The following is a 25,586-nucleotide window of genomic DNA, read 5'->3' as shown; positions in this document are numbered from 1 at the left end:
CTTGTCACAATGGCGGCTCTGATAGGTGCGGGCCAGCCGGCTGCGGCGCAGTCGTTCCTTGAGGGCAGTTTTGATCCTGCGATCCCCACGCTGACAGCCACGGTCGGCCATGCGCCGGGGACGCGCATCACCTCGCCGGACCAGACCTATGCCTATCTAAAGGCGCTCGCCGAAGCGGCGCCGGATCGGACGCGGCTGGTGCAATATGCGGTGAGCTGGGAGGGTCGGCCACTATATTACCTCGTGCTGTCCGCGCCTGCGAACATGGCGAATCTCGACGCCATTCGGGCCGATATGGCGACAATCGCTGCGGGACGACCCGGCAACGGCACGGCGATGCCTGTGACATGGCTGGCCTACGGCGTGCACGGCAACGAGATTTCCTCGACCGATGCGGCCTTGATGACCGCCTATCACCTGCTCGCCGCCACGGATGACGCGCGTGCGGCCAAGATCATGGCCAATACCATCGTGGTGGTCGACCCGATGCAGAACCCCGATGGGCGCGCGCGGTTCGTGAACAATTTTCTTGCGTCGACCGGCATCACGCCCGCCGCCGACCGTCAGGCGGCCGAGCATGACGAGCCCTGGCCTTCGGGCCGGGTCAATCACTACATGTTCGATCTCAACCGCGACTGGTTCACGCTCAGCCAGCCCGAAACCCGGGGCAAGGTTGCCGCAATCCGTCAGTGGAACCCGGTGGTGGTGGTTGACCTCCATGAAATGGGCGGGGACGAGACCTACTTTTTCTCCCCCGCCGCCCAGCCCTTCAACCCCAATCTCTCGGCCGCGCAAATCCGCAGTTACGAGCTGATCGGGCGCTACAACGCCGCCGCCTTCGACGCGCGGGGCGAGCCCTATTTCACCAGAGAGGTCTATGACCTGTTCTACCCCGGCTATGGCGACACCTGGAACGCGCATCAGGGCGCGATCGGCAGCACCTATGAACAGGGTTCGGCGCGGGGCCTCGTCTTCGCGCGGCGTGACGGGACGGAGCTGACCTACGCTGACGGCATCACCAACCACTTCACCGCCAGCCTCGCCACTGCGGCCGCTGTGGCTGACAATCCCGAGCGGTTCCTCAGCGACTTTGCCGCCTATCGCAGCGGCAATGCCAGTGGCTCGGCCGGACGCGGCACCTATGTCATCGACCTGTCAACACGGCGCTGGAATGCTGAGCGGCTGGGCCGCCGCCTGGCCGAACAGGGCATCACCGTGCTGCGGCGCGAAGGCAGCGCCAATGTTTGCGGCAAGTCCTATCCCGCGGGCTACCTCGCCGTGCCGCAGGCCCAACCCGCCGCCCGGCTGGTCAAGAGCCTGCTCGACCGCGACACGCCCTTGCCGCCCGATTTCCTCGCCGAACAGGAGCGGCGCCGCTCGGTCGATCTGCCGCACGAGCTGTATGACGTGACCGCATGGTCGGTCGGCCCGATGGCGGGCGTGGATGTGGCGCTGTGCAATGCGGCGGTCAGCGGCGATGCGATGAGTGCCAATGCGCCGATTGCAGCCAAGGCAGAGGGCTCCGGCAGCTTCGGCATCGCCGTGCCGTGGACCGACAGCGGGCAGGCGCGACTGGTCGCCCTGGCGCTGCGCGAAGGGATTGACGGGCGCGTGACCGATCGCGCCTTCACGACCGGAGGCCGCGCGTTTCCGCGCGGCACGGTGGTGTTCCCGGCAGGCTCCAATAGCCCCCAAAAGATGGCCCGCCTTGCCGAGCTTGCCCGCGAGGTCGGTGCCCATACGGTGGCGCTCGAAAGTGGCTGGGTCGATAATGGGCCGAACCTTGGCAGCGAGCATTTCGTGCGGCTGGCAGTGCCGCGCGTCGCTGTGGCGTGGGACGATGGTGTCTCGCAGTTGAGCGCAGGCGCGCTGCGCTATGTACTTGAACAGCGGCTCGGCCTGCCGGTAACGCCGATCCGCACCAGCCGCCTGGGCCGTGCTGACCTCTCGGATTACGATGTGGTGCTGGTGCCCGAAGGTGATCCGTCAAGCGAGCTCGGCGACGGGGGATTGCGGGCGATCCGCAGCTTCGTGCAGCGCGGCGGCGTGCTGGTGGCGATCGGCGAGAGCTTGGAAACCTTCAGCAGCGGCGACAATCCCTTGCTCGCGGTGAAGCGTGAAGCGGCGCTGGGGCGCGAGCCTGCCGGCGGCGATGACGACAAGGCCGCGCTGGCTGAAGCGGTCGCAATCGGCAACGACGCCGAATATCGTGAAGCGATCAAGGATCAGCAGGCACTCCCCGACACCTTGCCGGGCGCTTTGCTGAATGTCGTGGGGGAGCCCGATCATTTCCTCTCCGCAGGTTACGACAATGGCGCGGTGGTTCTGGCAACCGGCACGCAAATCTTCACCCCGCTCGACCGGGCCAAGGGGATCAACGTCCTGCGCTTCGCGGCCGCAGGCAACCTGATCGCCAGCGGCTATGTGTGGGACGAAAACCGGCGGCAATTGGCCTACAAGCCCTATCTGATGGCGCAGCCGCAAGGACGCGGGTTGGTGATCGGCTTTGCCCATGATCCTTCGGCCCGTGCCTATCTCGAAGGGCTCGACCTGATGATCGCCAACGCGGTGATGGTGGCGCCGTCACGGGTGCGGTGACGGGCTCTAGGCGCGGCGCGGCGATTGTGTCATCCTGACCGGGATGGCGTTGTTTGAAGCCCTTGTCGTCCTTCATGTCGCCACCGGAGCAGTGGGGCTGACGGCGTTCTGGGGGCCGATTGTCACGCGCAAGGGTGCTGCCAAACACCGCAAGTGGGGCCGCGCGACGTGCTACGGATTTCTGGGCGCGGGCGCGCTGGCCATCGCGATGGCTCTGCTGTCGCTCTACGGGCCCGAGCATCGCCACCCCGAAGTCACGGACCGCGCGCTCTATGAAGGCCTGTTCGGGTGGATGATGCTGTATCTCGGCGTGCTCACCATCGGCTTTGTCGACTATGGCCTCGCCGTGGTGCGCCACAGAAGCGACCGGCGCGCGCTGCGTTCGGCCCGGTATCAGGCGATGATCGCCGCCGTGGTGATATCGGGCGCGTGGTGCGGGATCTATGGCTTCCGGGTCGGGCATCCGTTGATGATGCTGGTTGCCTTCATCGGCATTGTCGCAATGCTGATCCAGCAGCGCTACATCTGGCGCAAGGTTGATCCGCCGCGCACGACCTACATCGGCGAGCATTTCCGCGCGCTGATCGGCATGGGGATCTCGGCCTATACCGCCTTCCTTTCGGTCGGGCTGATCCGGCTGATCCCCGAACATGTGTTCAACCCCCTGATCTGGGCCGGGCCGAGCGTCATCGGGGTGAGCCTGATCCTCTATTTCACGATAAAGGGCAAACGCACCGCTACCGGCCCGAGCTCAGGACCGCGCCCACATCCGCAATAGGTTGGCGATAGTCTTGTCCAGCGTCAGCAACTCGGCCGATTGGGCGGGCAATTGCTGGCGGAGCGCGGTGCGCAGGTTTTCGAGATCGAACAGCATTTCGCGCTGCGCCGGATCGGCGACCGTGCTTTCGATCCAGCCGATGCAAACGATCCGCGTGCCCTTCGTCACCGGCTTGACCTCGTGGATGCTGCCCGAGGGATAGAGCACCAGATTGCCCGCCTCGCCCTTCAGCTCCTGCGTCATGCCTGCGGCGTGGATGACCAGTTCCCCGCCCTCGTATTCGCCCGGCGGTGTCAGGAACAGGGTGAAGGAAAGATCGGTGCGCAGCCGCTGCGCGCCGCGGCCCATCAGCGCATTGTCGACATGGGCGCCATACTTGCCGCCCACGCCGGTTCGGCTGATGATCACCGGTGAGAACCGGCGCGGCTGCGCGGCGGCCTTCACGACGATATTGTCCGCAATCAGCTGGGACAGCTCGTCCTGCAAGGCCCGGCCCGCAGGCGAGTTCATCGCCGCCTGCTCGTTGCGCTTCACCTGCCGCGCGACCGACCCGGCGGTCTCGCGCCCGTCGCGCCATTCCAGCATCGCGATCCGCTCGGCAATCGCGGCGCGGTGGTCGGCATCTTCGAGCGCGTTGATGACAAGGATCATGGGTCCGCTCTAACGCTTGGGTCGTCACCCAGCAAGAAGGCCGGCGGGAAGCGAGGACACTGCTTCCCGCCGACAGGGCAACCGAGGATGTGGGGACGCTTAGCCGCCCTTGCGGGACGTGCCTTCCTCGATCAGCGCCAGCGCCTTGGCGCTCGCGGCTTCAGGGGTCTGCTTGCCATCCTTGATCGCATCGGCGAGCAGCATCAGTTCATTGGCGATGGTGGTACCGGCACTGGCTTCCTGCGCGATGCGGATGCCGCCATTGGCCTCGGCCACCGCATCCCACTTCTGGCGCACGGCGTCCCAATACCCCTTGGTCTTGGCCCAATAGGTCTCGGCCGCGGCGACGTTGTAGCCATTGAAGCGCTCGTAGGTGTTGAGGACATATTCCTGCACCACCGGCGCGGCCTCGCCGCCGTCCTTGGGGGTCGCCATCTTGGTGTTGTCCTGCCAGTGGATCCACCCGGTCGGGGTCAATTGGTGGCGGTTGATGCCCATGTAGTGGTCGTAGACCGGATTGCGGATCGCATCGCGCCGGGCGAGCGGGCGGGCCGTCCAGTTGGAGCGCCAGCGGCGGATGCCCTGGCTCGTCTCCCACTCGCCCCACCCGGCATAGCGCGGGCTGTCATCGACCTGATACACGGTCTGCGACCAGCGCCCGGCGCGCATCTTTTCGGGGACCGGAGTCAACTCCCACGTATCGCCGCCCTTGTAGCCGAGGATCTGCGCGGGCTGATATTCCCAGTCCTGCCGCCAGTGCTTGACGACATAGGGGTTGGCCTCGTCCCCCGTTACCAGCAGGTGCTGGAGCACGATGCGGGTGCCGGTGTCCTCGATCACGCGGACGCTTTCGTACCCGCCTGAAATCTTGCGCTCTAGGGGCGTGTAGCCTTCCATCCAGGGGGTCGATTCCTGCATGTCGAAGGTCACCTTGAAGTCCCCCGCCATCGCAAGGATCGTCTGCCGATCCTCCGCGAAGGCAGCTTTGGCGGCCTCGGCGGTTTGGACAATCGGGCCATCGGCGAGCGCCGGGGCGGGGACAGCCGCCAGCGCGAGCGCGGCGATCCCGGATGCGAACAGGGTTTTGGTCAGTCGGTTCATGGTGTCCTCCATTCAGGTTCAGAAGCGGTAGCTGGCCGAGAGGCTGAGATTGCGGCCCGGCCGGGTGAAGGCATCGGCAATCCGCGCGTCCGCGACGCTGAGCCCGCGCACATCGGACCACAGGGCGTAGGTCTCGTCGGTCAGATTGAAGAGGCCGGCGCGCAGCTTCAGCCGCTCGGTCACGGCATAGAAGGCGGTGAGATCGAGGATGGTGGAGGCATCGGGCCGGACGAACAGATCGGAGCCATTGGCCGCACGCTCCAGTTCATTGGCGCCCTTTCGGGCATTGTGGGTGAGGATCAACTCACCCCCGAACCTCCCCGAAGGAGCGCGGTAGCCAAGCCCTGCGATCATGTTGAACGGGTCAATCGTGTCGAGCGGCGTGCGGCTGCCATCGGGCGCGATCACATCGCTATTGGCATAGGCCAGCGCGACCCGCGCGTTCCAGCCGCTGTCCAGCTTCACCTCGCCGCGCGCTTCCAGCCCTTCGATCTCCACGGCGTCGAAATTGACGAACTGGTAATTCGCCGGATCCTGCGGAGTGAAACTGCCGCTGACCACCTGCTGGCTGATGAAGTTGTCGTAATCGCCCTTGAAACCTGTCAGCTGGAGCGAGAACACCTCCCCAACATAGCGCGCGCCAACCTCCCAGCTTTCGCTGGTTTCGGGCCTGAGATCGGGGTTGGGGATCGAGGTGTAGCCGCCCGCGATGAGCTCGAAGAAGTTGTTCACCTGGCTTGGCGTCGGCGCGAGGAAGCCTTGCGCGTAATTGCCGAACAGGATCACCTCTGGCGCAAGCTTTACGGTGACGCCCAGCTTGGGGGAGAGGCGGCTGTCGCTCTGCCCCGAGGCGGTGAAGGTCGGGAGCAGCGGATCGTCGGTCGGGTTGAGATCATAGAAGTCGAACCGCAGCGCCGGGAACAGCGTCACCGCACCGTCCCCCACGCTGATCTCGTCGGCGATGAACAACCCGCCCAGCGTGAAATCGGTCGCCGGGAAGGCGCGGGTGGGGAACGTCTCGCCCCGCCCCGGCACTGTGCCGCTGCGCAGCCCTTCTTGCCGGGTCCAGCTGACATCGCCGCCGATTGCAATGCGATGCGCCATGCCGCCAAGGTCGAAGCCGGAGCGCAGCTCGCCCGCCGCGCCGTAAACGCGGTTTTCGAAGGTGTTGAGCCGCTCGCGATCCGGCGCTGGGGTCGCGGTGAGCGCGGTCCGCTCCTCAAACGCAAACTGCCGGTCTTCCGCATCCTGCCAATAGGCCGAAAGGAAGGCGTATTCGATCGCGTCCTCGGGCGAACCGTCATAGGTCCAGTCAAGCGAGGCGCGCAGCCGTTCGGTCGTGTCGCGGGCGTTGAGGGCGTCCACGATCCACACCGGATTGGGGCCAAAGGTGAAAGCCGGGCCGAGGCCGGTCAGCACTTCGGTCTCCACCGCGCTGTCGAGGTATTCGCCCGTCAGACGGATGCGGTGGGGGCCATTGTCCCACACCAGCTTGGCGAGCACCGCATCGCTCCGCCCATCCTGCGGGTTGGGCGCCGTGCGGGTCGGGCCCGTGCCCCCGGTCGTGCCCTGATTATCGAGTTCGCTGAAATCGCGGCGGGTATAGGCCAGCATAGCCGACCAATTGCCGGTCTGTCCGGCCAGCGTTGCGGTCTGAGCGAATTCATTGTCGTCGCTGGAATATTGCGAGGTCACGAAACCGCCGATGCTGGCGCCCGCAATAATGTCGACCGGGTCAGAGGTGACAAAGCTGATCGCGCCCGCCAGCCCGTCCGACCCATAGAGAGCCGAGGCCGGACCGCGCAGGATTTCGACCTGTTTGACCAGGCTGACATCGGCAAAACCGCCGCGTCCGGCATCCTGCGGGCCGAAGCTGAAGCCCTGCGGTGCGCGAATGCCGTCGACCTGAACCAGCACCCGGTTGCCGCCGATCCCGCGCACCGTGAAGCCTTCGTTGCGGGCGCGACCGGTCGCTCCGATTGCCGCACCAAAGCGAGCGGGCGCGCGGCGGACCGAGACGCCGGGTTCGAACCGGATCAGGTCCTTGATGTCGGTCGCGAGCTGGTCGGCGATGTCCTGGTCGGTGATGATGGTGACGGTGGCGGGGGCTTCCTCCTGCAACACCGGCGTACGGGTCGCGGTGACCGTGATCCGCCCGGTTTGCTGCTGCGCCTCAGCCTCGGCTTCCGCGGAGAGATCCTCCGCCGCAGCGGGGACGGCGAGCAGAGCGAGGGGGGCGGTGGACAGGGCAAGTTTGTTGATAAAGTACACGCGAAGGGCATCCTGCTGGGGATTGAAGGAACCCGAGCCTGATGTCCTTATTGCGAATGAGAGTCAATAAGTATTGCGAATAAGAATCGTTCGCAAATCAGACAGGGAGCTTCGCTTCCCCGGATGTCCCGCTCTTAGCCCCGCAGCACCCCCTCCGCGAGCAACCGGTTCACCCCGGCCGCCACCTCATCGGGCGACATGTCCGCTCCGCCCCACACCACGTAGCGCAGGCCGACGAAGACGTTCATTCCCATCATCGCCCATGCCTCCAGCTCGCCCAACCCGTCGCGGAACTCGCCCCCGGCGGCACCCGCCCGCAAACGGTCTGCGATGCGGGCCGCGATAGTTTCGTAGTGCTCGCGGTAGCTGGCCGGATCGACGAATTCGGCTTCATCGATGATCCGATAGACTTCCTTGTGCTCGGCCGCGAAGCGCAGGAACGCCGCCAGCGCCGCACGTTCGATCTCAAGCGGGCCCATGCCGTCATGCAAGGCTGATCGCGCGCTGGTGCGCACCTTCTCGCTCATGTCGGCGACCAGTGCGCGGAACAATCCGTCCTTGCTGTCGAAATAGGTGTAGAAGCTCCCCAGCGCCACACCGGCCCGCCGCGTGATCGAGCTGACCGAAGCTTCGTGGAAGCCTTTCTCGCCAAACTCTTCCGCCGCCGCATCCAGCAGCTTGCGCAAGGTCCGCCGCCCGCGCTCGGTGCGCGGCGTCTTGGCGTCACCGCATGCGGCATCAGCCACCCCCGATGCGACTTTGGTCGCGCTGCTCTGAGTGTTGCTCATCAGCTACTCCCTCCACGCTTTCGGTAGGCGGCACAAGACTCGTGCACAAGTCTAAACTTGAAAGGTGGTTCAACTTTCAATATTGGTGGCAGCCACAAGAGGGCCAGGAGAGGAAACACCCCATGACCATTACGCTTTACACGCGCGCATTGCTGCTCGCCGGGACTGCCGGACTTGCCACTATCGCCGCGCCGCTCGCCGCGCAGGACAGCGCTGCGGACATTGCCGCCGAAGCCGAGGCTGCAGCCGCCGAAGAAGACAACACGATCTACGTCACGGCCCGTCGCCGCGAAGAACGCCTGATCGATGTGCCCCTGTCCGTCACCGCGCTTTCGGGCGAGGATCTGGTCAAGCAGGGCGTGCAGGATCTGACGCAGATTGCGCAGCAGGTGCCCAACATCACGCTCGAAGTCAGCCGCGGCACCAACACCACCCTCACCGCCTTCATCCGCGGCGTCGGCCAGCAGGATCCGGTTGCCGGGTTCGAAGCGGGCGTCGGCCTCTATGTCGATGACGTCTACCTCAACCGCCCGCAGGCCGCCGTGCTCGATATCTATGATGTCGAGCGCATCGAAGTGCTGCGCGGACCGCAGGGCACGCTCTATGGTCGCAACACCATCGGCGGCGCGATCAAGTATGTGACGGCCGAACTGCCGGACGACACCAGCGTGAAGATCCGCGGCACTTACGGCTCCTATGATCAGGCCGATCTGATCGTCACCGCCTCGACCCCGATCACCAGCAACCTCAAGATCGGTGCCAGCGGCGCACGGCTCTCGCGCGGCGGCTTTGGTGACAACCTGACGCTCGGCACCGAGAACTACAACAAGGACGTCTGGGCCGCGCGCGGCACGATTGAATTCGACAGCGGGCCCGTGTTCGTTCGCCTGTCGGGTGATTACGTCAAGGACAGCTCCGAAGCGCGTCAGGGCCACCGCCTCATTCCCAGCCTGCTCACCAGACAGCCTGTGCTCGACAATGTGTTCGACACCCGCGCCGGGCTCAACATCGTCGATCAGGAAGTCGAAGCATGGGGCGGCGCGCTGAATGTCGCGATCGAACTGAGCGACACGCTGACCTTCAAGTCGATCACCGGCTACCGCGAGGACAAATCGACCACCCCGATCGACTTCGACAGCCTTGCCGCCGTCGATCTGGATGTGCCGGCGATCTACAATAATGATCAGCTGAGCCAGGAATTCCAGCTGCTCTATGAAGGCGACAGCCTGTCGGGCGTCGTGGGCTTCTACTATCTCGATGCCAACGCCTTCACCGCGTTCGATGTGGCGCTCTTCACCACCCTCAACGGCTTGACCGCGCAGACGCTGGGCGATGTGAACACCAAGACCTGGTCGGTGTTCGGCGACTTCACCTATGACCTGTCGGACACGATCAGCGTCTCGGTCGGCGGGCGCTACACCAATGACAAGCGCACCAGCACGGTGCTGCGCACCAGCTTCCTTGGCGGGTTCTCGAACCTGTTCGGTGGCACTGGCGCGGCCTTTGCGGTCACCAGCAACTTCAACGGCAGCGCGACCTTCAAGGACTTCAACCCGCGCGCCTCGATCAGCTGGCAGCCGAATGCCGATCACAACCTCTATTTCACCTATTCGCAGGGCTTCAAGGGCGGCGGCTTTGACCCGCGCGGCCAGACGACCGCCTGCCGTAACCCGCGCGGCGGGGCCTGTACTGCGGACGAGGTGTTCGATTTCCTCGCCTTCGATCCCGAAACGGTCGACAGCTTCGAACTGGGCTGGAAGGCCTCGCTGCTCGACAACCGCCTGAACATCAGCCTGGCGGGCTTCCTCGCGCAGTACAAGGACGTCCAGATTCCCGGCTCGGTCGGCTTCGATGGCAATGGCGACGGGGTGAACGAGAGCTTCATCGGCATCACCTCGAACGCGGCGAGCGCCGACGTCAACGGGATCGAGTTTGAAGGCAACGCGCTGGTCGGGGAAGACTTCGCGGGCGAAGGCAGCCGTTTCAGCGTCAACTGGTCGCTCGGCGTGCTTGATGCCAAGTTCAACACCTTCATCGACGCCTTCGGCAATGATGTGGCGGATCAGCGGGTGTTCCAGAACACGCCGGACATCACCGCCCATATGGGCTTCAACATGGGTGTGCCGCTGGGCGGGGGCATGATGGATTTCATCGGCCTCGCCTCGCTCCGGTCGGACGCGAGCCAGTTCGAAGTGCCCAACCCGTTCCTTGATCAGGACGGCTTCGTGCTGGTCGATGCGAGCATCATCTACACCGCCGACAGCGGGCTCTATTCAATTGGGGTCCACGGCAAGAACCTGTTCGACAAGGAGTATATCGTTGCCGGTTACAACTTCGTCGCGGGCGGGGTTGGCGGTGCGCCGTTTATCCCGACCTTGGGCCGTGAAGGCACGCTGACCGGCTTCTACGGCGATCCGCGCCGCGTGTTCGTCACGGCGCAAATCAACTTCTGAAGGCTCTTTCCCCAGGGGGCGGCGGCCTCTGAATTGCCAACGCCGCCCCTGTCTCCATGATCGGGTTACTGCTGGACGGGAGCAGGCGGCGGGGTGGGCTTGGTGGCCTGCTCCGCCGCATTCTTGTCCATGAAACGCTTGGCGACATAGCCGCCGACACCCAAAGCGACCATCGCGGGCAGGCTGACCCGCGCGATGATGAAGGGAACCGCGGTCGCCAGCACGACCCCGGTCGCCCCGCCCACGGCCGGATGCTGCTTTGCCACACGCGCACCGACTGCGGCGCCAATCAATTTACGGATCATTTTGCGATACCTCCTGTGCGACCTACCCTCCGGCACACGGGGATGTTCCATGGCGATTGCGGCTTTTCTTGCCCAGCGTGAGCGGGCATAGCGCGCCCCATGCACGATATTCGCTTGATCCGAGACAATCCCGAAGCTTTTGACGCAGGCCTCTCCCGGCGCGGCCTTCCGCCACAGGCCGCATCGCTGATCGCCCTCGACGAGGAACGCCGCGCGGCGGTGACCGAGGTGCAGGTCGCCCAGTCGCGCCGCAACGAGGCGTCGAAGCTGATCGGCGCGGCGATGGCCAAGGGGGACAAGGACGGCGCCGAGGCGATCAAGGCCGAGGTTGCAGCGCTCAAGGATCAGATGCCCGCCATGGAGGCCCGCGCGGATGAGCTGGCGGGCAAGCTGAAGGCGGCGCTGGAGATCATCCCCAACCTGCCGGGCGCGGATGTCCCCGACGGCGGTGGCGAGGAGGAGAATGTCGAAGTCAGCCGCTGGGGTACGCCCCGGGCGTTCGACTTCGAGCCGAAAGAACACGCCGACATCGCCCCCGCCCTCGGCATGGATTTCGAGACTGGCGCAAGGCTCTCCGGCGCGCGCTTCACCTTCCTGCGTGGGGGTATGGCAAGGCTCCACCGCGCGCTCGGCCAGTTCATGCTCGACGTGCAGACCGGCGAGCACGGCTATGCGGAGTGCAACCCGCCGGTGCTGGTGGGCGACGATGCGATGTATGGCACCGACAAGCTGCCCAAGTTTGCTGGAGACAGCTTCGAGACGCATCTGAATATGCAGGAAATGTTGGAGAAGCTTGCTACTGATGGTGTTGAGCAACTGAAGAGGGACGCTGCTAACGAGCTTGCGCCAAACAGCGCCTCTTTCAATGATCAACTTTTCCTGACCCTCCGTGAAACCATGATACGTCAGGCTAAAGACAAGTTCCAAAGCAGAGGAATTACCCGCCGCTGGCTCATCCCCACCAGCGAAGTCTCCCTCACCGCCAGCGTCATGGGCGAACTGCTCGACGAGAGCGCCCTTCCCTTGCGCCTCACCGCGCTCACCCTGTGCTTCCGTTCCGAGGCCGGGGCGGCGGGCAAGGATACGCGCGGGTTCATTCGCCAGCACCAGTTCGAAAAGTGCGAGCTCGTCAGCATCGTGCGGCCGGAGGACTCCGAGGCGGAACACCAGCGCATGACCCGCGCCGCCGAGACCATCCTCGAGCGTCTGAACCTCCCCTACCGCAAGCTGCTGCTGTGCACCGGCGACATGGGGTTCGGCGCGCGCAAGACCTATGACCTCGAGGTCTGGCTGCCCGGCCAGGGTGCCTTCCGCGAGATCAGTTCGTGCTCCAACACCGGCGACTTCCAGGCCCGCCGCATGAACACCCGTTTCCGGGTGGCGGGCGAGAAGCGGACCGAGTTCGTCCACACCCTCAACGGCTCCGGCCTCGCCGTCGGACGCACATTGGTGGCGGTGATCGAGAATTATCAGAACGCCGATGGCTCGGTCACGGTGCCCGAGGCGCTGCGACCGTACATGGGCGGGCTCGAGGTCATCAGACCACAGTAAAGACCTCGTCATCCTGAACTTGGTTGACCTTCGGTCAGCTTCGCTTCCAGGCTCCATCGTGCCTCAAACGATGTGCGGCGACCAAATGACAAACGGATGCTGAAGCAAGTTCAGCATGACAAAGTTAGGACAAGAATGCGCATCCTCCTCACCAATGACGACGGCATCCACGCCCCCGGCCTCAAGGTGCTGGAGGAAATCGCGCGCCAGTTCTCCGACGATATCTGGATCTGCGCCCCGTCCGAGGAGCAGTCCGGCGCGGGCCATTCGCTGACGCTGACGCGGCCCGTGCGGCTCCAGCAGCTGGGCGAGCGGCGCTTTGCCGTCACCGGCACGCCGACCGACAGCGTGATGATGGCGCTGCGCACCGTGATGCCCGAGGCCCCCGACCTGATCCTCTCGGGCGTCAACCGCGGCGCGAACCTTGCGGACGACATCACCTATTCCGGCACCGTCTCGGCCGCGATCGAGGGCGCGCTGGCAGGCGTGCGCTCGATTGCCTTCAGCCAGGTCTATGCCCGCGAAGGCATGGGCGATGACGTGCCCTTCGGCGCAGCGCGCGAGTGGGGGGCGAAGGTGCTCGCGCCTCTGATCGACGCGCCGATGGCCGAGCGCACGCTCATCAACGTCAACTTCCCCGCCGGCGCGCCCGAAGACGTCAAGGGCATCCGCGTCGTCCGTCAGGGCTTTCACGATTACCAGCGCGGCACCATCGTCGAAGGGCGCGATCCGCGCGGCTACCGCTATTTCTGGTTCGGGCTCGACCCGATCGAGCACACCATGGATCACGGCACCGACCTTGAAGCGATCGAGGATGGCTACATCGCGGTGACGCCCTTGCAGCTCGACCTGACGCATTATTCGACCATCGGCATTCTGGCGGAGCGGTTCGGCGGCTGATGGCTGAAGCGCCCAGCCGCAATCCGTTCAAGCGCAAGGCGCTGCTGGCCGACCAGTTCCAACCACTGCGCCGTCAGGTGCGGATTCCGGTGTGGGGCGATCTCGGCATCCGCATGGGCGCGGCTTTCTTGCTGATCGCCTTTGTCATCGCAGTTCACTGGTTCGATCGCGCGGGGCTCAAGGACAATCACGACAACGTCATCAGCTTCCTCGACGTCGTCTATTTCACCATGATCAGCATCACGACCACGGGCTTTGGCGACATCGCCCCGATTTCGGACCGCGCGCGGCTGATCGAAGCGGTGATCGTCACCCCCGTCCGCATCGCGGTCCTGTTCATCTTCGTGGGCGCGGCCTACGATTTCGTCATCAAGCGCAGCTGGGAGAAGTTTCGCATGGCCCGCATCCAGGAACAGCTCACCGATCACGTGGTGGTGCTGGGCTTCGGCGTCTCCGGCTCGCAGAGCGTCGGCGAGCTGATCGCGCGCGGGGTCGATCCGCGGTGCATCGTGGTGATCGACCCGTCCGAGGAACGGCTGACCGAAGCCGAGAAGCTCGGCGTCAACGTCATGGCCGCCGATGCCACCCGTGACGAAACGCTCAAGGCCGTGCGCATTGCCGAAGCGCAAAGCGTGCTGGTGAGCGCCGGGCGTGACGATACCTCGATCCTGATGGTGCTGACCGTGCGCCACCTCGCCCCCAAAGTGCCGATCAGCGTGGTGGTGCGCGCCGAGGACAATGAACTGCTGGCGCGGCAGGCAGGGGCGAACAATGTCATCAACCCGGTGCGCTTCACCGGCCTGCTGCTGGCCGGCAGCGTCAAGGGCGCGCATATCGCCGATTACCTCGCCGATCTCGCCAGCGTCGGCGGGCGGGTGCAGCTGGTCGAACGCGAGGTGACCGAGGCAGAATGCGGCAAATCGATCAGACAGCTGGAGAGCGGTGGCACGGGCCTGCGCGTCTACCGCAACGGCCGCGCGATCGGCTTCTGGGAGGACGAATGCCAGAAGCTTCAGCCCGGCGACGTGGTGGTGGAAATCGTGCCCACCGCGCCGAGCGAGGGCGGGTAGGCCCACCTGCGAAGCCACCGGTAAGCGGACAAAGCGGACACCGTGTCCGCTTTGCTATGAAGCAATATTTTGATTATTTACAGTAGTTTGCACCCGCCTGAGCGAAGCGGACGGACAAGGAATCGGGGCCTTGTTTCACGCACCGTATAGCGAAACGGCCTCGCAGGCCGGGCAGAACGATGGGAAAGAGCCGCTCGGAATCTAGCGGTGCCCAGCGTTGTAGGAAAACCTCGGCTATCGGTGGCATTCTGACGAAAGCGGCCGTCGGGGAAACGACCCCATTGTGGCCCTCACCGTCACCCCAGCGAAAGCTGGGGCCTAGGGCCTCTTAGTGCAGCGCCTGCCGCCCTGGGTCCCAGCTTTCGCTGGGATGACAAGAGTGGCAAATTTCCACCCAATTCAACACGTGCAACCCATCCCCGGCGTTCGCCAAAAGCCGTCATTCACGGCCTCAAGCACCTCATCCCCGGAACCAGACGAACACACCGCCCATCGCTGCCATGCCGGTGAGGAAATGCCCCGCGTCGATCAGGAATAACGCCAGGGGCTTGCGCTGATGCAGGTAGTTGATCCCGATCGCCGGGATCATCACCCCGACCGCAAAGCCCACCGCCATCATCATCACCACATGGGCGGGCGGGTCGGTGCGGGCCAACAGGTGCCACAGCACCATCGCGATCAGCATTTCGAAGGCGAAGGTCAGCGCGAAGATCACGCCCATGTTGCCGCTGCGCAGCTGGGTGTTCGAAAGCCCCGCCGCGCGCTGCCACGGCTTGGCAAAGATCACGCCGTACCACAGCGCGCCGACGGCAAAAAACGCTGCCGATCCGGCCAGCACGGGCCACAGGGCAAAGTCACTCATTCTTGATCTCCTTCGCCCTCGGGCCATTCGAGTTCGAGCGTGGCATTGACGGCTGCGTCCCGCCATTCTTCCAGAAAGGCGTCGAGGGCTGCGCGGATGTCACCCAACTGGGCAGGCACACCGGCGGGCGGCGGCACGCGCGAGGCTGCCCAGGCGGGCTCGGCCATCGCCATGATCGCCGCATCATCAGCCCCGCCGCTCCAGCTGGCGGCCTCGAAACATTCGACCAGCCGCTCGGCCTGGAGGAGTTCAACGATTGCCGGATCGGGCTCAGCAGCGCGCTTGGCGCTGGCATGTCCGCCAGCAAGCGCCATCGCCTGCACCGCCTCCGGCTCCATCCCGCGCGCAACCAGACCCCAGAACCCCGCCTCCATCCCGAGGCCGCGCTCGATGAAGAAGTGGAAGGCGTCGTGCGGATAGGGGCCTTTCTTGGCGAAGGCGAAGCGGGTGCACGAACCGTCGGCCCGCGTGACCGCGACGTGATCCTGCGACGTCCCTTTGGTGATCGCGATACGCATGGGGGGCATGTAACCTAGTTAACGCCCCACGTGTAGGGCGCGCGCGCTAGATCACGTAAGCGAATTCCTCGGCCTCGGGCGTCGGCTTGCGGCCGCGCATCTCGGCGTCGAGTTGCACCACGGTGCGGCTCGCGGTCTTGACGAACAGACCGGGGACGATGGCGTGGACCATGCACGCGAGCCCGCCGACCACCATGCGCCAACCGAAGCTGAGGGCGGTGCGGGCGTGCTGGCCATAGGTTTCGCCGATGGCGCGCGGATGGTCGGTGAAGAGCTTGAAGATCATGATGTTTCATGATGCCCCGCTGAGCCTGCCTTCGTCAACCCTAGCGCTGGCCCCCCACACAGTGTAGGGGGCGCGCCGCAATGAACACCCCGACCTCCATCCCCGACCAGAAGAAGATCGGCATGGTCTCGCTCGGCTGCCCCAAGGCGCTGGTCGATTCCGAGCGCATCCTCACCCGCCTACGCGCCGATGGCTATGCCTTTGCCGAGGACTATGCGGGCGCGGACGTCGTGCTGGTGAACACCTGCGGCTTCCTCGATTCCGCCAAGGAGGAAAGCCTCGCCGCGATCGGGGAGGCTATTGCCGAGAATGGCCGCGTCATCGTCACCGGCTGCATGGGCGAGGAAGCTGACGCGATCCGCGCCGCGCATCCGCAGGTGCTGGCGGTGACGGGCGCGCATCAATACGAACAGGTCGTGGAGGCGGTCCACACCCATGCGCCGCCGAGCCAAGGGCCGTTCGTCGACCTCATCCCGCAGCCCGATATCAAGCTGACGCCCCGGCATTACAGCTACCTCAAGATTTCCGAGGGCTGCAATCACTCCTGCGCCTTCTGCATCATCCCCGATCTGCGCGGCAAACTGGCCAGCCGCCGGATCGATGCCGTGCTGCGCGAGGCGGAGAAGCTGGTCGCGGCGGGGACGAAGGAACTCCTCATCATCTCGCAGGACACCAGCGCCTACGGGGTCGATATCCGTCACGAGAGCCGGACATGGAAGGGCCGCGAGGTGCGCGCCCACATGACCGACATGGCGCGCGAACTCGGCGGCCTTCGCACTCCCGAGGGCCAGACGCCGTGGGTGCGGCTCCACTATGTCTACCCCTACCCCCATGTCGATCAGGTCATCCCGCTGATGGCCGAGGGGCTGCTGACGCCTTACCTCGACATTCCCTTCCAGCACGCCAGCCCCAAGGTTTTGAAGCTGATGCGCCGCCCGGCGAACGAGGCGAAGGTGCTCGAACGGCTCAAGGCGTGGCGGGCCATCTGCCCCGACATCGCGATCCGCTCCTCCTTCGTGGTCGGCTTTCCGGGGGAGACCGAGGAGGACTTCCAGTACCTGCTCGATTGGCTGGAGGAAGCCCAGCTCGACCGCGTCGGCGCCTTCCGCTTCGAACCCGTCGAAGGCGCGGCGGCCAACGCCCTGCCCGATCAGGTGCCCGAAGCGATCAAGGAAGAACGCTATGCCCGGATCATGGAAGTCACCGAGCGCATCTCCGCGGCCAAACTCGCCGCCAAGGTCGGCCGCACGCTCCCGGTCATCATCGACGAGGTGGGCGAGCCCGACGAGGACGGCGATATCGGCGCGACCGGCCGCTCGCAGGCCGATGCGCCCGAGATCGACGGGGCGGTGTATCTGCGCAACGTGCCGGAAACGCTGGCGCCGGGCGCCATCGTCGAAGTCACCATCGAGGATGCCGACGCGCACGACCTGTTCGGGGTCATTGCGCGTTAACGCCTCTCCCCCCGCGCCGTCCCCACGAGGGACGCGCTTGGGTTAAGCGCTGGCGTGGATCGGGCTAACGGGGCATAATCGGCCTCATGATGCGGAACCTTGCTCTCACCCTCGCCCTTGTCGCGCTTCCTTTTGCCGCGGCGGCACAACCCACCGCCGGTCAGACCGGCGATGCTGCCGAGGCGGTTGCGGCGGAGGCGACCGGCACTTTCGAGCGGGTTGATCCCGATAGCGACCTGCCTTCGGCTGACGCTGCGACGGCAGCCTATGCTGGCCTTCCGCCTCTTGCGGCAGACGACGCGCCCGAGATGGTGGCCGCGCCTTCCCTCAGGCCCGAGCCTCCCCGTGGTCCGGCGGTGCGGATGATCGCCAATGAGGTCGCACAGCCGCTCCCCGCAGCCGCGCCTGCGCCTGCGCCTGCGCTCACGCCGGCGGCGCTCACGCGCAATGATCCCTTCGTCATCAAGTCGATCCTGCCGATCGAGGGCAGCATCCGCTATGGCGACTGGTTCTGGGACGAAAGCGCCGCGCCGCGCACCGGCAAGCTGGTGATCACCGTCGACCTCGAAGCGCGCGTCATCAGCGCCTTTCGTGACGGGCACGAAATCGGCACCGCCGTCGTGCTGGTTGGCACGCAGGCGCACCCCACACCGCTCGGCAGTTTCCCGATCCTGACCAAGGAGAAGGACAATGTCTCGGAGAAGTACAACAACGCCCCGATGCCGCATACGCTGCGTCTGACGTGGGACGGGATCGCGATCCACGGTTCACCGGTGATGAACGGCTATGCCAGCCATGGCTGCATCGGCGTGCCGGACGAATTCGCCGCCAAGCTGTTCGCCGCCGCCAAGCGCGGGGACAAGGTCATCATCACGCGCGGGAAGATGATCGGGATTGGCGACAAGGTGATGTAAATATCGGCGTAAGCCCCTTTCCCCGCCCCGGACTTGATCCGGGGCCCGCTTTCTCGCATTCGGAAGGAAGATAGCTGGGCCCCAAGTCAGGCCCGGGACAGGGATTACGTCAATTCACACTGCCCCGCGCAGGCTCCGGCCGGAAGCGCCAGACTCGCATGGGGACGCCGACCTTCTCCACCCGCTCCACTCCCGGCACAGCCAGCACGCCGCCCAACGACGCGTTCTCACCCGCCCAAAGCCGGTCCCATGCCCGCGCCGCCTCTGAACGGGAGGCGTGCCCGCCCAGCGCGCGGATGATCTTGCAGATCGTCTCGATGGCAATGACGCGGGGAACATTCGCACAATAGGTGTAACCGACCCCGCCCGGAGCGGAGTCATCGCGCATCACCATTTCGTGCCAGTCAAGCTCCGCATACCATTCCAGCGCCTGCCACCCTTCAGCCAGATGAGCGGCACTTGTCGCCAGCGCGACCGGATCGAGCCAGTCAGCCTCGGCAAGCTGCGCCCGCAAGCGAGCCCGGTCGAACGCCGGGTTGGTGTTGGAAGGGTCGGCGGCAGGCGTGATCCCGGCAGCCGCAACCACCGCCCCCAGCTCTGCCTTGCGCCAACTCAGCAGCGGGCGCAGCAGCGTGATCTCGCTGTCCGCGATGGTTGACCGGCCGCGCACCCCTGCCAGCCCTGCCAGCCCGCTGCCCCGGTTGAGGCGCATCAGCAGGGTTTCCGCTTGATCATCGGCATGATGGGCCGTGGCAACGGCGCCCAGCCCCTTGGCCTCCGCCCATTTCGCCAAAGCTGCATAGCGCACCGCACGGGCCTGCGCCTGAAGGTTGCCGGGGGCAAGCGTAACGGCAAGCTGCGTGAAGGGAATGCCGCGTTCCGCCGCGATCCGTTCGACCAGCGCGATTTCTCCCGCAGCCTCGGGCCGCAAGCCGTGGTCGATGCTGCACACCGCGATGGCGCCCGGCAGGGCTTCATGCGCGAGCAGCAGCAGCGCCAGACTATCCGGCCCGCCCGAGACCGCGAGACCCAGAGGGCCGTTCCGCTCATCCTCGGGCCACAGCGCCGCCAGATCGGCCGCGAAGCGCCGGAGCGCTGGGGCGCTTAGCTGCACTTCACCTTGGCGAGGCTGTTCCGGTATTCGTCAGCCAAGCGCCCGGTCGCGACCAGCGGATAGGTCTCACCAAATTCGGCGAGCGCGATGCAGGCCTTGCGGGTGTCGTTCTTCGCGATCATCGCCTTGCCGAGATAGAGCAGGCTGTCGGGCGCGCGGTCGCCCGCTTTGTTGGCCTGATAATTCCTGAGGAACCAGCGCGCGGCCTCATCCGGCAGATTGTCGTCGAGGAACGCGCGGCCCAGCAGGTTGCGGCCAAAGCTGATGCGCGGATGGTTGGGATATTGTTCGACAAATTTGGTGAGCTGCTGGCGCGCTTCGGGGTAGAACCCGGCGCTCCACAGGCGGAACCCGTAAGAATATTCGTCATCCCCGGCATCGGCCGTCTGCGGCTTCGTGATGGCCTGAACGGCGGCAAGGCGCGAAGCGCTCGGCGCGGCGACGCTGGCAGCGGGCGCAGGCGTCGGCGCGGGAGCGGTCTGTACCGGCGGGCGCACGGTGGGGACGGTGGTGGCCGGCGCACTGGTCGGGGCGGGCTGAAACGCCGGCAGGCTCGCACCAGACGGCGGCGTGGTGGTGATCGGCATGTTCGCCGCTGTCTCCAGCGCAGCGAGCCGCAGTTCCATCTGCGAGAGCGCGTTGGCCTGCTCCTCGGAACGGGCGGTCAGCCCGCGCAGCTGCGTCTCCAGCGTGTCGAGCCGCACGAGGATATCGGTCACCGCCGTGCTGGACGGGGCAGCGGGGGACGACGTCGTCGTCGTTGGCGCAGCGGGATCGCCGCCAGGGCCAATCTGCGGCTCAAAGAAGCGACCGTCCCCGCCGGGGAAGACCTTGCGCTGCAATGCACGCACTTCGGCCTCGATCTTGCGGATACGAGCGTCCGCCGTACTGTCCTGCGCGAAGGCGGGCGCGGGCGCGGTCACCACCGTCGCGGTGCCAGCGGCAATCAGCATCGCACCGGCAAGGCGCAGAGCGGGGGTTCGCAGGAGGGGGGTCATGGCGCGTCAGGCTCCCTGTCTATGGCCGCGCATCGTGACGCGGCGCACATGAACGTGTTCCGAATCCCTGCCTTGTGCAGTCCCTCAAGTCGAGAGCGGCACAGGGCCTAATCAACGGGAAAAGGGTTAACCGCGCGGAGAAGGCGCCGTTTCGCCCGCTGGCGCGGGGTTACTGGCGGCAGCGGGCGCGGTTTGCCGCATTGCCGCGACTTCTGCCGTCGCCGCCGAAGGGCTCGCTGTCGCGCTGCGTTGCGGGGCGGTGCGCCGGGGCGGAGCAGCTGTGACCGCTTGCGGCAAGGCGGCGGTCTGATCCGCCGGAGCCGCCACGCGCGCCAGCAATGCGGCAGCGGAGACTGGCACGCCCGAGATCGTCTCGGCCCGGTCGGAAATCTTGGCGACCGCCTGTCCGCCGACCGTCACCGACAGCGCATCGGGACGTCCGGTGTTGATGCGAGGATCGCTCGCCGCAGCCGGAACCGTGACCGCCTCACCCTGCTTGAGCGTGCGTTCGAGCAGTCGCTCCCCGCCCTCTTCATAAAGGCGCACCCACACGCCATCCTCCAGCGCGGTCAACACCACCGGGCCGCTGGCCGCAGGGGTTTGGGATGGGGCAGGCTTGGCCGCAATCGCCGCGCCGCTCGCCGCCGGTTCGGGCGACAGCAGCGAGCCCGGCTGGGTCCCGGCAGCGAAATAGGTGTTGAAGAACGCGAAGGCGCCGATGGCCAGGATCAGCACCGCAGCGGCCGCAGCCCAGGCGAGCCCGGACGAGGGCAGGCGCGCCGGATCGCCCGGCTCCATGTCGCCCGAGGGGACCGAACGTCGCATCGAGCCATCGGCGAGTTCAGCCCGCACGGCATCGGTGATGACCGCGGGGTCCAGGCCGACGGCCTTGGCGAAGGTGCGCGAAAAGCCGATGGCATAGGCGCGGCTGGGCAGGCCTTCAAAATTATCGTCTTCGATCGCTTCCAGATGGCGCAGCGGGATGCGGGTTTCGGCAGCGACCTGCGACAGGTCGAGCCGCAAGGCCTCTCGCGCGGCGCGCAAGGTCGCACCCGGCCCGTGAAGGGGCAATTCCGGCGCATTGCTGGCGCTGGTGTGATTTTCGCTGTCCATGACCCGGGTCCGCGCCTTCTTCTCGAGGCGTTGAGTGCAAGAGTAAGAGTGAATTGTCCTTGAACGGGACTCACCCGCTCAGGGCAGTTCTGTCAAGCATCGCCATAACACGCCAGCGCGCTTGGCGCACGCTTCTCCGCAAGGCGGGTGTCAATCGTACTCGATGTCCCGCGCATCGGCCCAGGCCGACAATTCTTTGCGCAGGTTCACCGACGGATCGGCCAGCCAGCCGGTCATTGCCGCTGTCAGTTCAGCCAGATCGACCTTGCGCACCAGTTCCTTGATCGGGCCGACGGCGGCAGGGGTGATCGAGAGACGGCGATAGCCGATGCCCATCAGGGCCAGCGCTTCCAACCGGCGCCCGCCCATTTCGCCGCAGACGCCGATATCGACCCCGCTGCCGACCGCGTTCTGCATCACCCGCCGCAGGAACCGGAGGATCGAGGTGCTGAGCCAGTCATACCGCTCGGCGAGCTTGGGATTGGCACGGTCGGCGGCGAACAGGAACTGGGTGAGGTCGTTGGTTCCGATCGACAGGAAGCTCAGCTTGGGTAGCAGCAGATCGAGCACCTCGGCCAGCGCGGGCACTTCGAGCATCGCGCCAAACAGGATCCGCTCGGGCAGCAGCTTCTTCTGGGCGCGCAGGTAGGCGAGCTGTTCATCGAACACCGCCTTGGCCGCATCGAACTCCCACGGTTCGCTGACCATCGGGAACATCACATAGAGCGACCGTCCACCCGCCGCTTCGAGCAGCGACCGCGCCTGAATCTTCATCAGGCCTTCGCGTTCCAGCGCGAGGCGCAGGGCGCGCCAGCCCATCGCCGGGTTTTCGTCCTGCGCGGCGATCTCGCTGGCGAGATAGGGCACCGACTTGTCCCCGCCGATATCGACCGTGCGGAAGATCACCGGCTTGTCTCCGGCCGCGTCCAGCACATCGCGGTAAAGCCGCGTCTGGCGCTCACGCTGCGGCAGGGTGGCAGAGACGAGGAACTGGAACTCGGTGCGGAACAGGCCCACGCCGTCCGCGCCGGTCATCGCCAGCGCGCTCATGTCATCGCGCAGGCCCGCGTTCATCATCACCTGAATGCGCGTGCCGCAGCGGGTGAAGGGTTCGACATCCCGGAGCGAGGCATAGGCCGCCTGCTTTTCGCGGCTCTTGGCGAACCGCGCCTGAAACGCATCGGCGACCTGCGGCAAGGGACGAATAATGGCATTGCCGGCGGTGGCATCGAGCAGGATCTCGTCGCCTTCGCGGATCGTGGTGCGCACGCCCTTGGCCCGCCCGATCACCGGCACATTCATCGCCCGCGCCACAATCACCACATGCGCGGTGAGCGAGCCTTCCTCAAGGATCACGCCTTTCAGCCGCCGCTTGTCATATTCGAGCAGTTCGGCCGGGCCGAGATTGCGGGCGATCAGGATCGTGTCGCGCCTCAGGCCTTGCGAGGCGGCGGTGCCGACCTGTCCCGCGACAATCCGCACCAGCCGGTTCGCCAGATCCTCCAGATCGTGCATCCGGTCAGCGAGCAGCGGATCATCGATCTCGCGCATCCGCATCCGGGTGTGCTGCTGGACGCGCTCGATCGCGGCCTCGGCGGTCAGCCCGCTATCAATCGCCTCGTTGATCCGCCGCGACCACCCTTCGTCATAGGCGAACATCTTGTAGGTTTCGAGCACCTCCTCATGCTCGCCGCCTGCGCCGAATTCGGCCTGGCTGGCGAGCGTGTCGATCTGCTCGCGCATCTTGTCGAAGGCGCGGTACACCCGTTGGCGCTCGGCCTCCGTGTCTTCGGCCATGACCTGCGTGATTTCGACGCGTGGCTGGTGATAGACCGCATGGCCTGCGCCCAGACCTTTCACCAGCGTGAGGCCGGTCAGGGTCTGCGGCCCGGTCTGTTCCTGCGTCAACCCGCGCGCTTCTTCTTCGTCGACCAGTTCGGCGTTGGCGATCAGCTCGCTCAGCACCATAGCGGTGGTCTGGAGCGCTTCGATCTCGACCTCTTCATAGCGGCGCGGCTCGACATGCTGGACGCACAGCACGCCCACCGCGCGGGCACGGTAGACGATCGGCACACCGGCGAAGGAGTGGAATTTTTCCTCGCCCGTTTCGGGGCGGTACTGGAAGTCAGGATGGGCCTTGGCCTCGGCGAGGTTCAGCGTTTCGACCTTTTGCGCAATCGCGCCGGTCAGCCCTTCGCCAATCGCCATGCGGGTGACGTGGACCGCGCTCTGGTTCAGGCCGCGGGTCGCGAACAGCTCGAGCATGCCTTCGCGCAACAGGTAGATCGAGCAGACCTCGCTCGACAGGCATTCGCCGATGATCTCCACGACCTGATCAAGCTTGGCTTGCGCGTGCATACGCGAAGCCATCACCTCGGTCAGGCGGGTCAGAATCTGGCGAGCGGCGGCTGCGGCGGTCATCACCATGCGGGTCTATTCATTCCGCACCACAATTGCAAAAGGCCTGATCGCAGCACGCCGCCCGTCAGGGGCGTCAGGTGGATAATTCGCGCCGCTCAGCAGGCGGCGATCTCTTCCTTCAATCGCAGTTTCTGCTTCTTGAGGGCCTGGATCATCGCGGTGTCGGGCACGGGCCGGGCCATTTCTTCGCGCAACCGGGCTTCAAGGCCGGCATGTTTGCTCTGAAGGGCGTGGAGGTGTGACAACACTGCGGTCGATGCCATTATGCGTTCTCCTATCCAAGCGGGGGGCTGCCCCCGGAAAGGCGACTCGGCAATCGAAGCGGCCGAGCCGCAGGTTTCATTGAAACCACAGGCAGCCTCGCTTGCAAAGCCCTCACAAATCGTAAATCGGCGCAACTGCGCTTACACGCGATGAACCGCGCGGGCGGATCACCCCAAAGCGGGGTGAAATCTGCACCTGCCATCTACCAAATCGCCGCAGGAACGCGTAGCGCACGCCGTGCATTGGACGCAGGCCAGCATGTCGGCGGCAAAGTGGAAGGATCAGGGGCGACTATGACCGAGCAGGAGCTCAGGAAAAATCTTGAGTTGCTCAAGACCGAGCATCGCGACCTCGACGCCGCGATTGCCGCCTTGACCGAGGCAGCACGGGCCAGCGCATCGGCCGACATGCTCCAGATCGCCCGCCTCAAGAAGCGCAAGCTGCGGCTGAGGGACCAGATCGCCATCATCGAAGACACGCTGCTGCCGGATATCATTGCGTGATGTGACCGCAGGTCCCTCCCCCTTCGCAACGAATGGAAAGGGACTTTGCCGCCACGTTCATGGTTAACGCGGCGGCAATTCTGTGCCCTGCCGGGACGGCGGCAAAAATTGCCGGGAAAGTAACCATAGCGATATGGCGGGGAGCCGCGCGGCGACGTAGCTTGCGGCGCACTATGGCCCGCACTACCAATCTTTCGCGCCCGATTGTCGAGGCGCTCTACACCGAGGCGCTCGTTCTGGCGGATGATGTGCGCGCGGTGTTTGCCGCTGGCACGCGCGAGCCGCTGGCAGGCGAGGACGCCTTTGTGCGTCTGGCGCTCTCGACCGAGGGGCTGAAGACCACCACCCGGATGATGCATGTGCTCGCGTGGCTCTTGAACCAGCGCGCGCTGTTTCAGGGCGAACTCAGCGAAAATCAGGTGCGTCTGCACGGGGCGCTGCCGCCGGATCGCGGCTCGGACGAGGCGCAGCTGGCGCTGCTCGAACCGGAAACCCGCGAGCTTATCGCTGACACCGAAAAACTGCACCAGCGCATCGCGCGGCTCGACGAAGCGTGGCGCCAGCATTTCGAAATGGCCTCGCCCGCGCGGGCCTTTCAGGACCGGATCGGGCGCGAACTGGGGCGGTTTGGCTAGATAGTCTCCCTCCCTGTTCCACAGGAATGCACCGCGTA

Annotated in this window: 22 protein-coding genes and 2 pseudogenes; 11 read left to right on the top strand and 13 right to left on the bottom strand. The window is 65.5% G+C overall.

What is annotated here, in order from left to right; translation table 11 throughout:
* The first annotated feature begins 9 nt into the window (after positions 1-9).
* On the top strand, positions 10-2,598 hold the full coding sequence (locus ACLBKT_RS01110; RefSeq protein WP_410181148.1) for a M14 family zinc carboxypeptidase: 2,589 nt from the start codon (positions 10-12) through the stop codon (positions 2,596-2,598).
* Positions 2,599-2,641: 43 nt separating this feature from the next.
* Positions 2,642-3,376 carry a hypothetical protein gene (locus tag ACLBKT_RS01105; RefSeq protein ID WP_410181147.1) on the top strand — a complete coding sequence of 245 codons (735 nt, stop codon included), beginning with the start codon at positions 2,642-2,644 and terminating at the stop codon, positions 3,374-3,376.
* On the opposite strand, the gene ACLBKT_RS01100 is transcribed toward ACLBKT_RS01105, so the two are convergent.
* The 4 genes from ACLBKT_RS01100 to ACLBKT_RS01085 all read right to left on the bottom strand — a co-directional run bounded on the left by ACLBKT_RS01100 (position 3,350) and on the right by ACLBKT_RS01085 (position 8,187).
* Positions 3,350-4,027 (bottom strand): Fe2+-dependent dioxygenase, encoded by a 678-nt coding sequence (locus ACLBKT_RS01100; RefSeq protein ID WP_410181146.1) that lies wholly within the window; start codon positions 4,025-4,027, stop codon positions 3,350-3,352. The two genes, ACLBKT_RS01105 and ACLBKT_RS01100, sit on opposite strands and share 27 nt — an antisense overlap.
* Before the next feature lie 99 nt (positions 4,028-4,126).
* On the bottom strand, positions 4,127-5,128 hold the full coding sequence (locus ACLBKT_RS01095; RefSeq protein ID WP_410181145.1) for a DUF6607 family protein: 1,002 nt from the start codon (positions 5,126-5,128) through the stop codon (positions 4,127-4,129).
* An 18-nt stretch (positions 5,129-5,146) separates the two neighbouring features.
* Positions 5,147-7,399 (bottom strand): TonB-dependent hemoglobin/transferrin/lactoferrin family receptor, encoded by a 2,253-nt coding sequence (locus ACLBKT_RS01090; protein WP_410181144.1) that lies wholly within the window; start codon positions 7,397-7,399, stop codon positions 5,147-5,149.
* 134 nt (positions 7,400-7,533) lie between these two features.
* Complete coding sequence (locus tag ACLBKT_RS01085) at positions 7,534-8,187, bottom strand: TetR/AcrR family transcriptional regulator (protein WP_410181143.1); 654 nt, start codon at positions 8,185-8,187, stop codon at positions 7,534-7,536.
* Positions 8,188-8,309: 122 nt separating this feature from the next.
* Here ACLBKT_RS01085 and ACLBKT_RS01080 point away from each other — a divergent pair, with 122 nt between their 5' ends.
* Positions 8,310-10,640: a TonB-dependent receptor gene (locus ACLBKT_RS01080; protein WP_410181142.1), complete on the top strand. Its 2,331-nt coding sequence runs from the start codon at positions 8,310-8,312 to the stop codon at positions 10,638-10,640.
* 65 nt (positions 10,641-10,705) lie between these two features.
* Here the strand turns inward: ACLBKT_RS01080 and ACLBKT_RS01075 are convergent, their stop codons facing one another.
* On the bottom strand, positions 10,706-10,945 hold the full coding sequence (locus ACLBKT_RS01075) for a hypothetical protein (RefSeq protein WP_410181141.1): 240 nt from the start codon (positions 10,943-10,945) through the stop codon (positions 10,706-10,708).
* 99 nt (positions 10,946-11,044) lie between these two features.
* Here ACLBKT_RS01075 and serS point away from each other — a divergent pair, with 99 nt between their 5' ends.
* From serS to ACLBKT_RS01060, 3 genes are all read left to right on the top strand, one after another.
* Positions 11,045-12,496 carry a serine--tRNA ligase gene (gene serS, locus ACLBKT_RS01070; RefSeq protein ID WP_410181140.1) on the top strand — a complete coding sequence of 484 codons (1,452 nt, stop codon included), beginning with the start codon at positions 11,045-11,047 and terminating at the stop codon, positions 12,494-12,496.
* A gap of 135 nt (positions 12,497-12,631) precedes the next feature.
* A complete protein-coding gene (surE, locus tag ACLBKT_RS01065; protein WP_410181139.1) occupies positions 12,632-13,396 on the top strand; it encodes a 5'/3'-nucleotidase SurE in 765 nt (254 codons plus the stop codon).
* Positions 13,396-14,466, top strand: a complete 1,071-nt coding sequence (locus ACLBKT_RS01060) for a potassium channel family protein (RefSeq protein ID WP_410181138.1) — start codon at positions 13,396-13,398, stop codon at positions 14,464-14,466. Before surE ends, ACLBKT_RS01060 begins: the two co-directional genes overlap by 1 nt.
* A gap of 460 nt (positions 14,467-14,926) precedes the next feature.
* Here ACLBKT_RS01060 and ACLBKT_RS01055 read toward each other — a convergent pair whose 3' ends face one another.
* The 3 genes from ACLBKT_RS01055 to ACLBKT_RS01045 are packed head-to-tail and all read right to left on the bottom strand — an operon-like array spanning position 14,927 to position 16,132.
* Positions 14,927-15,328, bottom strand: coding sequence for a DUF1761 domain-containing protein (locus ACLBKT_RS01055; protein ID WP_410181137.1), 402 nt, complete (start codon positions 15,326-15,328; stop codon positions 14,927-14,929).
* Complete coding sequence (locus ACLBKT_RS01050; RefSeq protein WP_410181136.1) at positions 15,325-15,846, bottom strand: hypothetical protein; 522 nt, start codon at positions 15,844-15,846, stop codon at positions 15,325-15,327. Before ACLBKT_RS01050 ends, ACLBKT_RS01055 begins: the two co-directional genes overlap by 4 nt.
* A 46-nt stretch (positions 15,847-15,892) precedes the next feature.
* A complete protein-coding gene (locus ACLBKT_RS01045; protein WP_410181135.1) occupies positions 15,893-16,132 on the bottom strand; it encodes a DUF6356 family protein in 240 nt (79 codons plus the stop codon).
* Positions 16,133-16,212: 80 nt separating this feature from the next.
* Between ACLBKT_RS01045 and rimO the strand changes: the two genes are divergently transcribed.
* Both rimO and ACLBKT_RS01035 read left to right on the top strand, forming a co-directional pair.
* A complete protein-coding gene (gene rimO, locus ACLBKT_RS01040; RefSeq protein ID WP_410181134.1) occupies positions 16,213-17,586 on the top strand; it encodes a 30S ribosomal protein S12 methylthiotransferase RimO in 1,374 nt (457 codons plus the stop codon).
* Positions 17,587-17,672: 86 nt separating this feature from the next.
* A complete protein-coding gene (locus ACLBKT_RS01035) occupies positions 17,673-18,500 on the top strand; it encodes a L,D-transpeptidase family protein (RefSeq protein ID WP_410181133.1) in 828 nt (275 codons plus the stop codon).
* A 109-nt stretch (positions 18,501-18,609) separates the two neighbouring features.
* On the opposite strand, the gene tilS is transcribed toward ACLBKT_RS01035, so the two are convergent.
* A complete protein-coding gene (gene tilS, locus ACLBKT_RS01030; protein WP_410181132.1) occupies positions 18,610-19,614 on the bottom strand; it encodes a tRNA lysidine(34) synthetase TilS in 1,005 nt (334 codons plus the stop codon).
* The gene (locus ACLBKT_RS01025) at positions 19,605-20,612 is read right to left on the bottom strand and encodes a tetratricopeptide repeat protein (protein ID WP_410181131.1); all 1,008 of its coding nucleotides are present in this window, start codon (positions 20,610-20,612) and stop codon (positions 19,605-19,607) included. Before ACLBKT_RS01025 ends, tilS begins: the two co-directional genes overlap by 10 nt.
* Positions 20,613-20,778: 166 nt before the next feature.
* On the opposite strand from ACLBKT_RS01025, the pseudogene ACLBKT_RS01020 reads away from it, so the two are divergent.
* Positions 20,779-20,922 (top strand): annotated as a pseudogene (locus ACLBKT_RS01020) (hypothetical protein); the annotation flags it as partial.
* A 92-nt stretch (positions 20,923-21,014) separates the two neighbouring features.
* Here the strand turns inward: ACLBKT_RS01020 and ACLBKT_RS01015 are convergent.
* From ACLBKT_RS01015 to ACLBKT_RS01005, 3 genes and pseudogenes are all read right to left on the bottom strand, one after another.
* Positions 21,015-21,725, bottom strand: a pseudogene (locus ACLBKT_RS01015) (helix-turn-helix domain-containing protein); the annotation flags it as partial.
* 150 nt (positions 21,726-21,875) lie between these two features.
* The gene (gene ptsP / locus ACLBKT_RS01010) at positions 21,876-24,146 is read right to left on the bottom strand and encodes a phosphoenolpyruvate--protein phosphotransferase (protein WP_410181130.1); all 2,271 of its coding nucleotides are present in this window, start codon (positions 24,144-24,146) and stop codon (positions 21,876-21,878) included.
* A gap of 95 nt (positions 24,147-24,241) precedes the next feature.
* Positions 24,242-24,409: a YdcH family protein gene (locus ACLBKT_RS01005; RefSeq protein WP_410181129.1), complete on the bottom strand. Its 168-nt coding sequence runs from the start codon at positions 24,407-24,409 to the stop codon at positions 24,242-24,244.
* A 294-nt stretch (positions 24,410-24,703) separates the two neighbouring features.
* Between ACLBKT_RS01005 and ACLBKT_RS01000 the strand changes: the two genes are divergently transcribed.
* Positions 24,704-24,913, top strand: a complete 210-nt coding sequence (locus ACLBKT_RS01000) for a DUF465 domain-containing protein (RefSeq protein WP_410181128.1) — start codon at positions 24,704-24,706, stop codon at positions 24,911-24,913.
* 173 nt (positions 24,914-25,086) lie between these two features.
* Entirely contained in the window at positions 25,087-25,548 is a 462-nt protein-coding gene (locus ACLBKT_RS00995) for a DUF1465 family protein (protein WP_410181127.1), read from the top strand.
* Positions 25,549-25,586 lie beyond the last annotated feature (38 nt).

Origin of the sequence: Erythrobacter sp. W302b (assembly GCF_046452395.1) — a bacterium.
Taxonomy (GTDB): Bacteria; Pseudomonadota; Alphaproteobacteria; order Sphingomonadales; family Sphingomonadaceae; genus Erythrobacter.
The sequence above is the reverse complement of the archived record's forward strand: the minus strand, read 5'-3'. Positions and strand labels throughout refer to the sequence as shown.

Bases quoted from the DNA above. Each gene is read 5' to 3' on its own strand.
- ACLBKT_RS01050 (WP_410181136.1), bottom strand. From the start codon at position 15,846: ATGCGTATCGCGATCACCAAAGGGACGTCGCAGGATCACGTCGCGGTC.
- ACLBKT_RS01045 (WP_410181135.1), bottom strand. From the start codon at position 16,132: ATGATCTTCAAGCTCTTCACCGACCATCCGCGCGCCATCGGCGAAACC.
- ACLBKT_RS01035 (WP_410181133.1), top strand. From the start codon at position 17,673: ATGATGCGGAACCTTGCTCTCACCCTCGCCCTTGTCGCGCTTCCTTTT.
- ptsP (WP_410181130.1), bottom strand. From the start codon at position 24,146: ATGACCGCCGCAGCCGCCGCTCGCCAGATTCTGACCCGCCTGACCGAG.
- ACLBKT_RS01100 (WP_410181146.1), bottom strand. From the start codon at position 4,027: ATGATCCTTGTCATCAACGCGCTCGAAGATGCCGACCACCGCGCCGCG.
- ACLBKT_RS01095 (WP_410181145.1), bottom strand. From the start codon at position 5,128: ATGAACCGACTGACCAAAACCCTGTTCGCATCCGGGATCGCCGCGCTC.
- surE (WP_410181139.1), top strand. From the start codon at position 12,632: ATGCGCATCCTCCTCACCAATGACGACGGCATCCACGCCCCCGGCCTC.
- ACLBKT_RS01005 (WP_410181129.1), bottom strand. From the start codon at position 24,409: ATGGCATCGACCGCAGTGTTGTCACACCTCCACGCCCTTCAGAGCAAA.
- ACLBKT_RS01080 (WP_410181142.1), top strand. From the start codon at position 8,310: ATGACCATTACGCTTTACACGCGCGCATTGCTGCTCGCCGGGACTGCC.
- ACLBKT_RS01000 (WP_410181128.1), top strand. From the start codon at position 24,704: ATGACCGAGCAGGAGCTCAGGAAAAATCTTGAGTTGCTCAAGACCGAG.
- ACLBKT_RS01055 (WP_410181137.1), bottom strand. From the start codon at position 15,328: ATGAGTGACTTTGCCCTGTGGCCCGTGCTGGCCGGATCGGCAGCGTTT.
- ACLBKT_RS01060 (WP_410181138.1), top strand. From the start codon at position 13,396: ATGGCTGAAGCGCCCAGCCGCAATCCGTTCAAGCGCAAGGCGCTGCTG.
- serS (WP_410181140.1), top strand. From the start codon at position 11,045: ATGCACGATATTCGCTTGATCCGAGACAATCCCGAAGCTTTTGACGCA.
- rimO (WP_410181134.1), top strand. From the start codon at position 16,213: ATGAACACCCCGACCTCCATCCCCGACCAGAAGAAGATCGGCATGGTC.
- ACLBKT_RS01105 (WP_410181147.1), top strand. From the start codon at position 2,642: ATGGCGTTGTTTGAAGCCCTTGTCGTCCTTCATGTCGCCACCGGAGCA.
- ACLBKT_RS01025 (WP_410181131.1), bottom strand. From the start codon at position 20,612: ATGACCCCCCTCCTGCGAACCCCCGCTCTGCGCCTTGCCGGTGCGATG.
- ACLBKT_RS01075 (WP_410181141.1), bottom strand. From the start codon at position 10,945: ATGATCCGTAAATTGATTGGCGCCGCAGTCGGTGCGCGTGTGGCAAAG.
- ACLBKT_RS01110 (WP_410181148.1), top strand. From the start codon at position 10: ATGGCGGCTCTGATAGGTGCGGGCCAGCCGGCTGCGGCGCAGTCGTTC.
- ACLBKT_RS00995 (WP_410181127.1), top strand. From the start codon at position 25,087: ATGGCCCGCACTACCAATCTTTCGCGCCCGATTGTCGAGGCGCTCTAC.
- ACLBKT_RS01085 (WP_410181143.1), bottom strand. From the start codon at position 8,187: ATGAGCAACACTCAGAGCAGCGCGACCAAAGTCGCATCGGGGGTGGCT.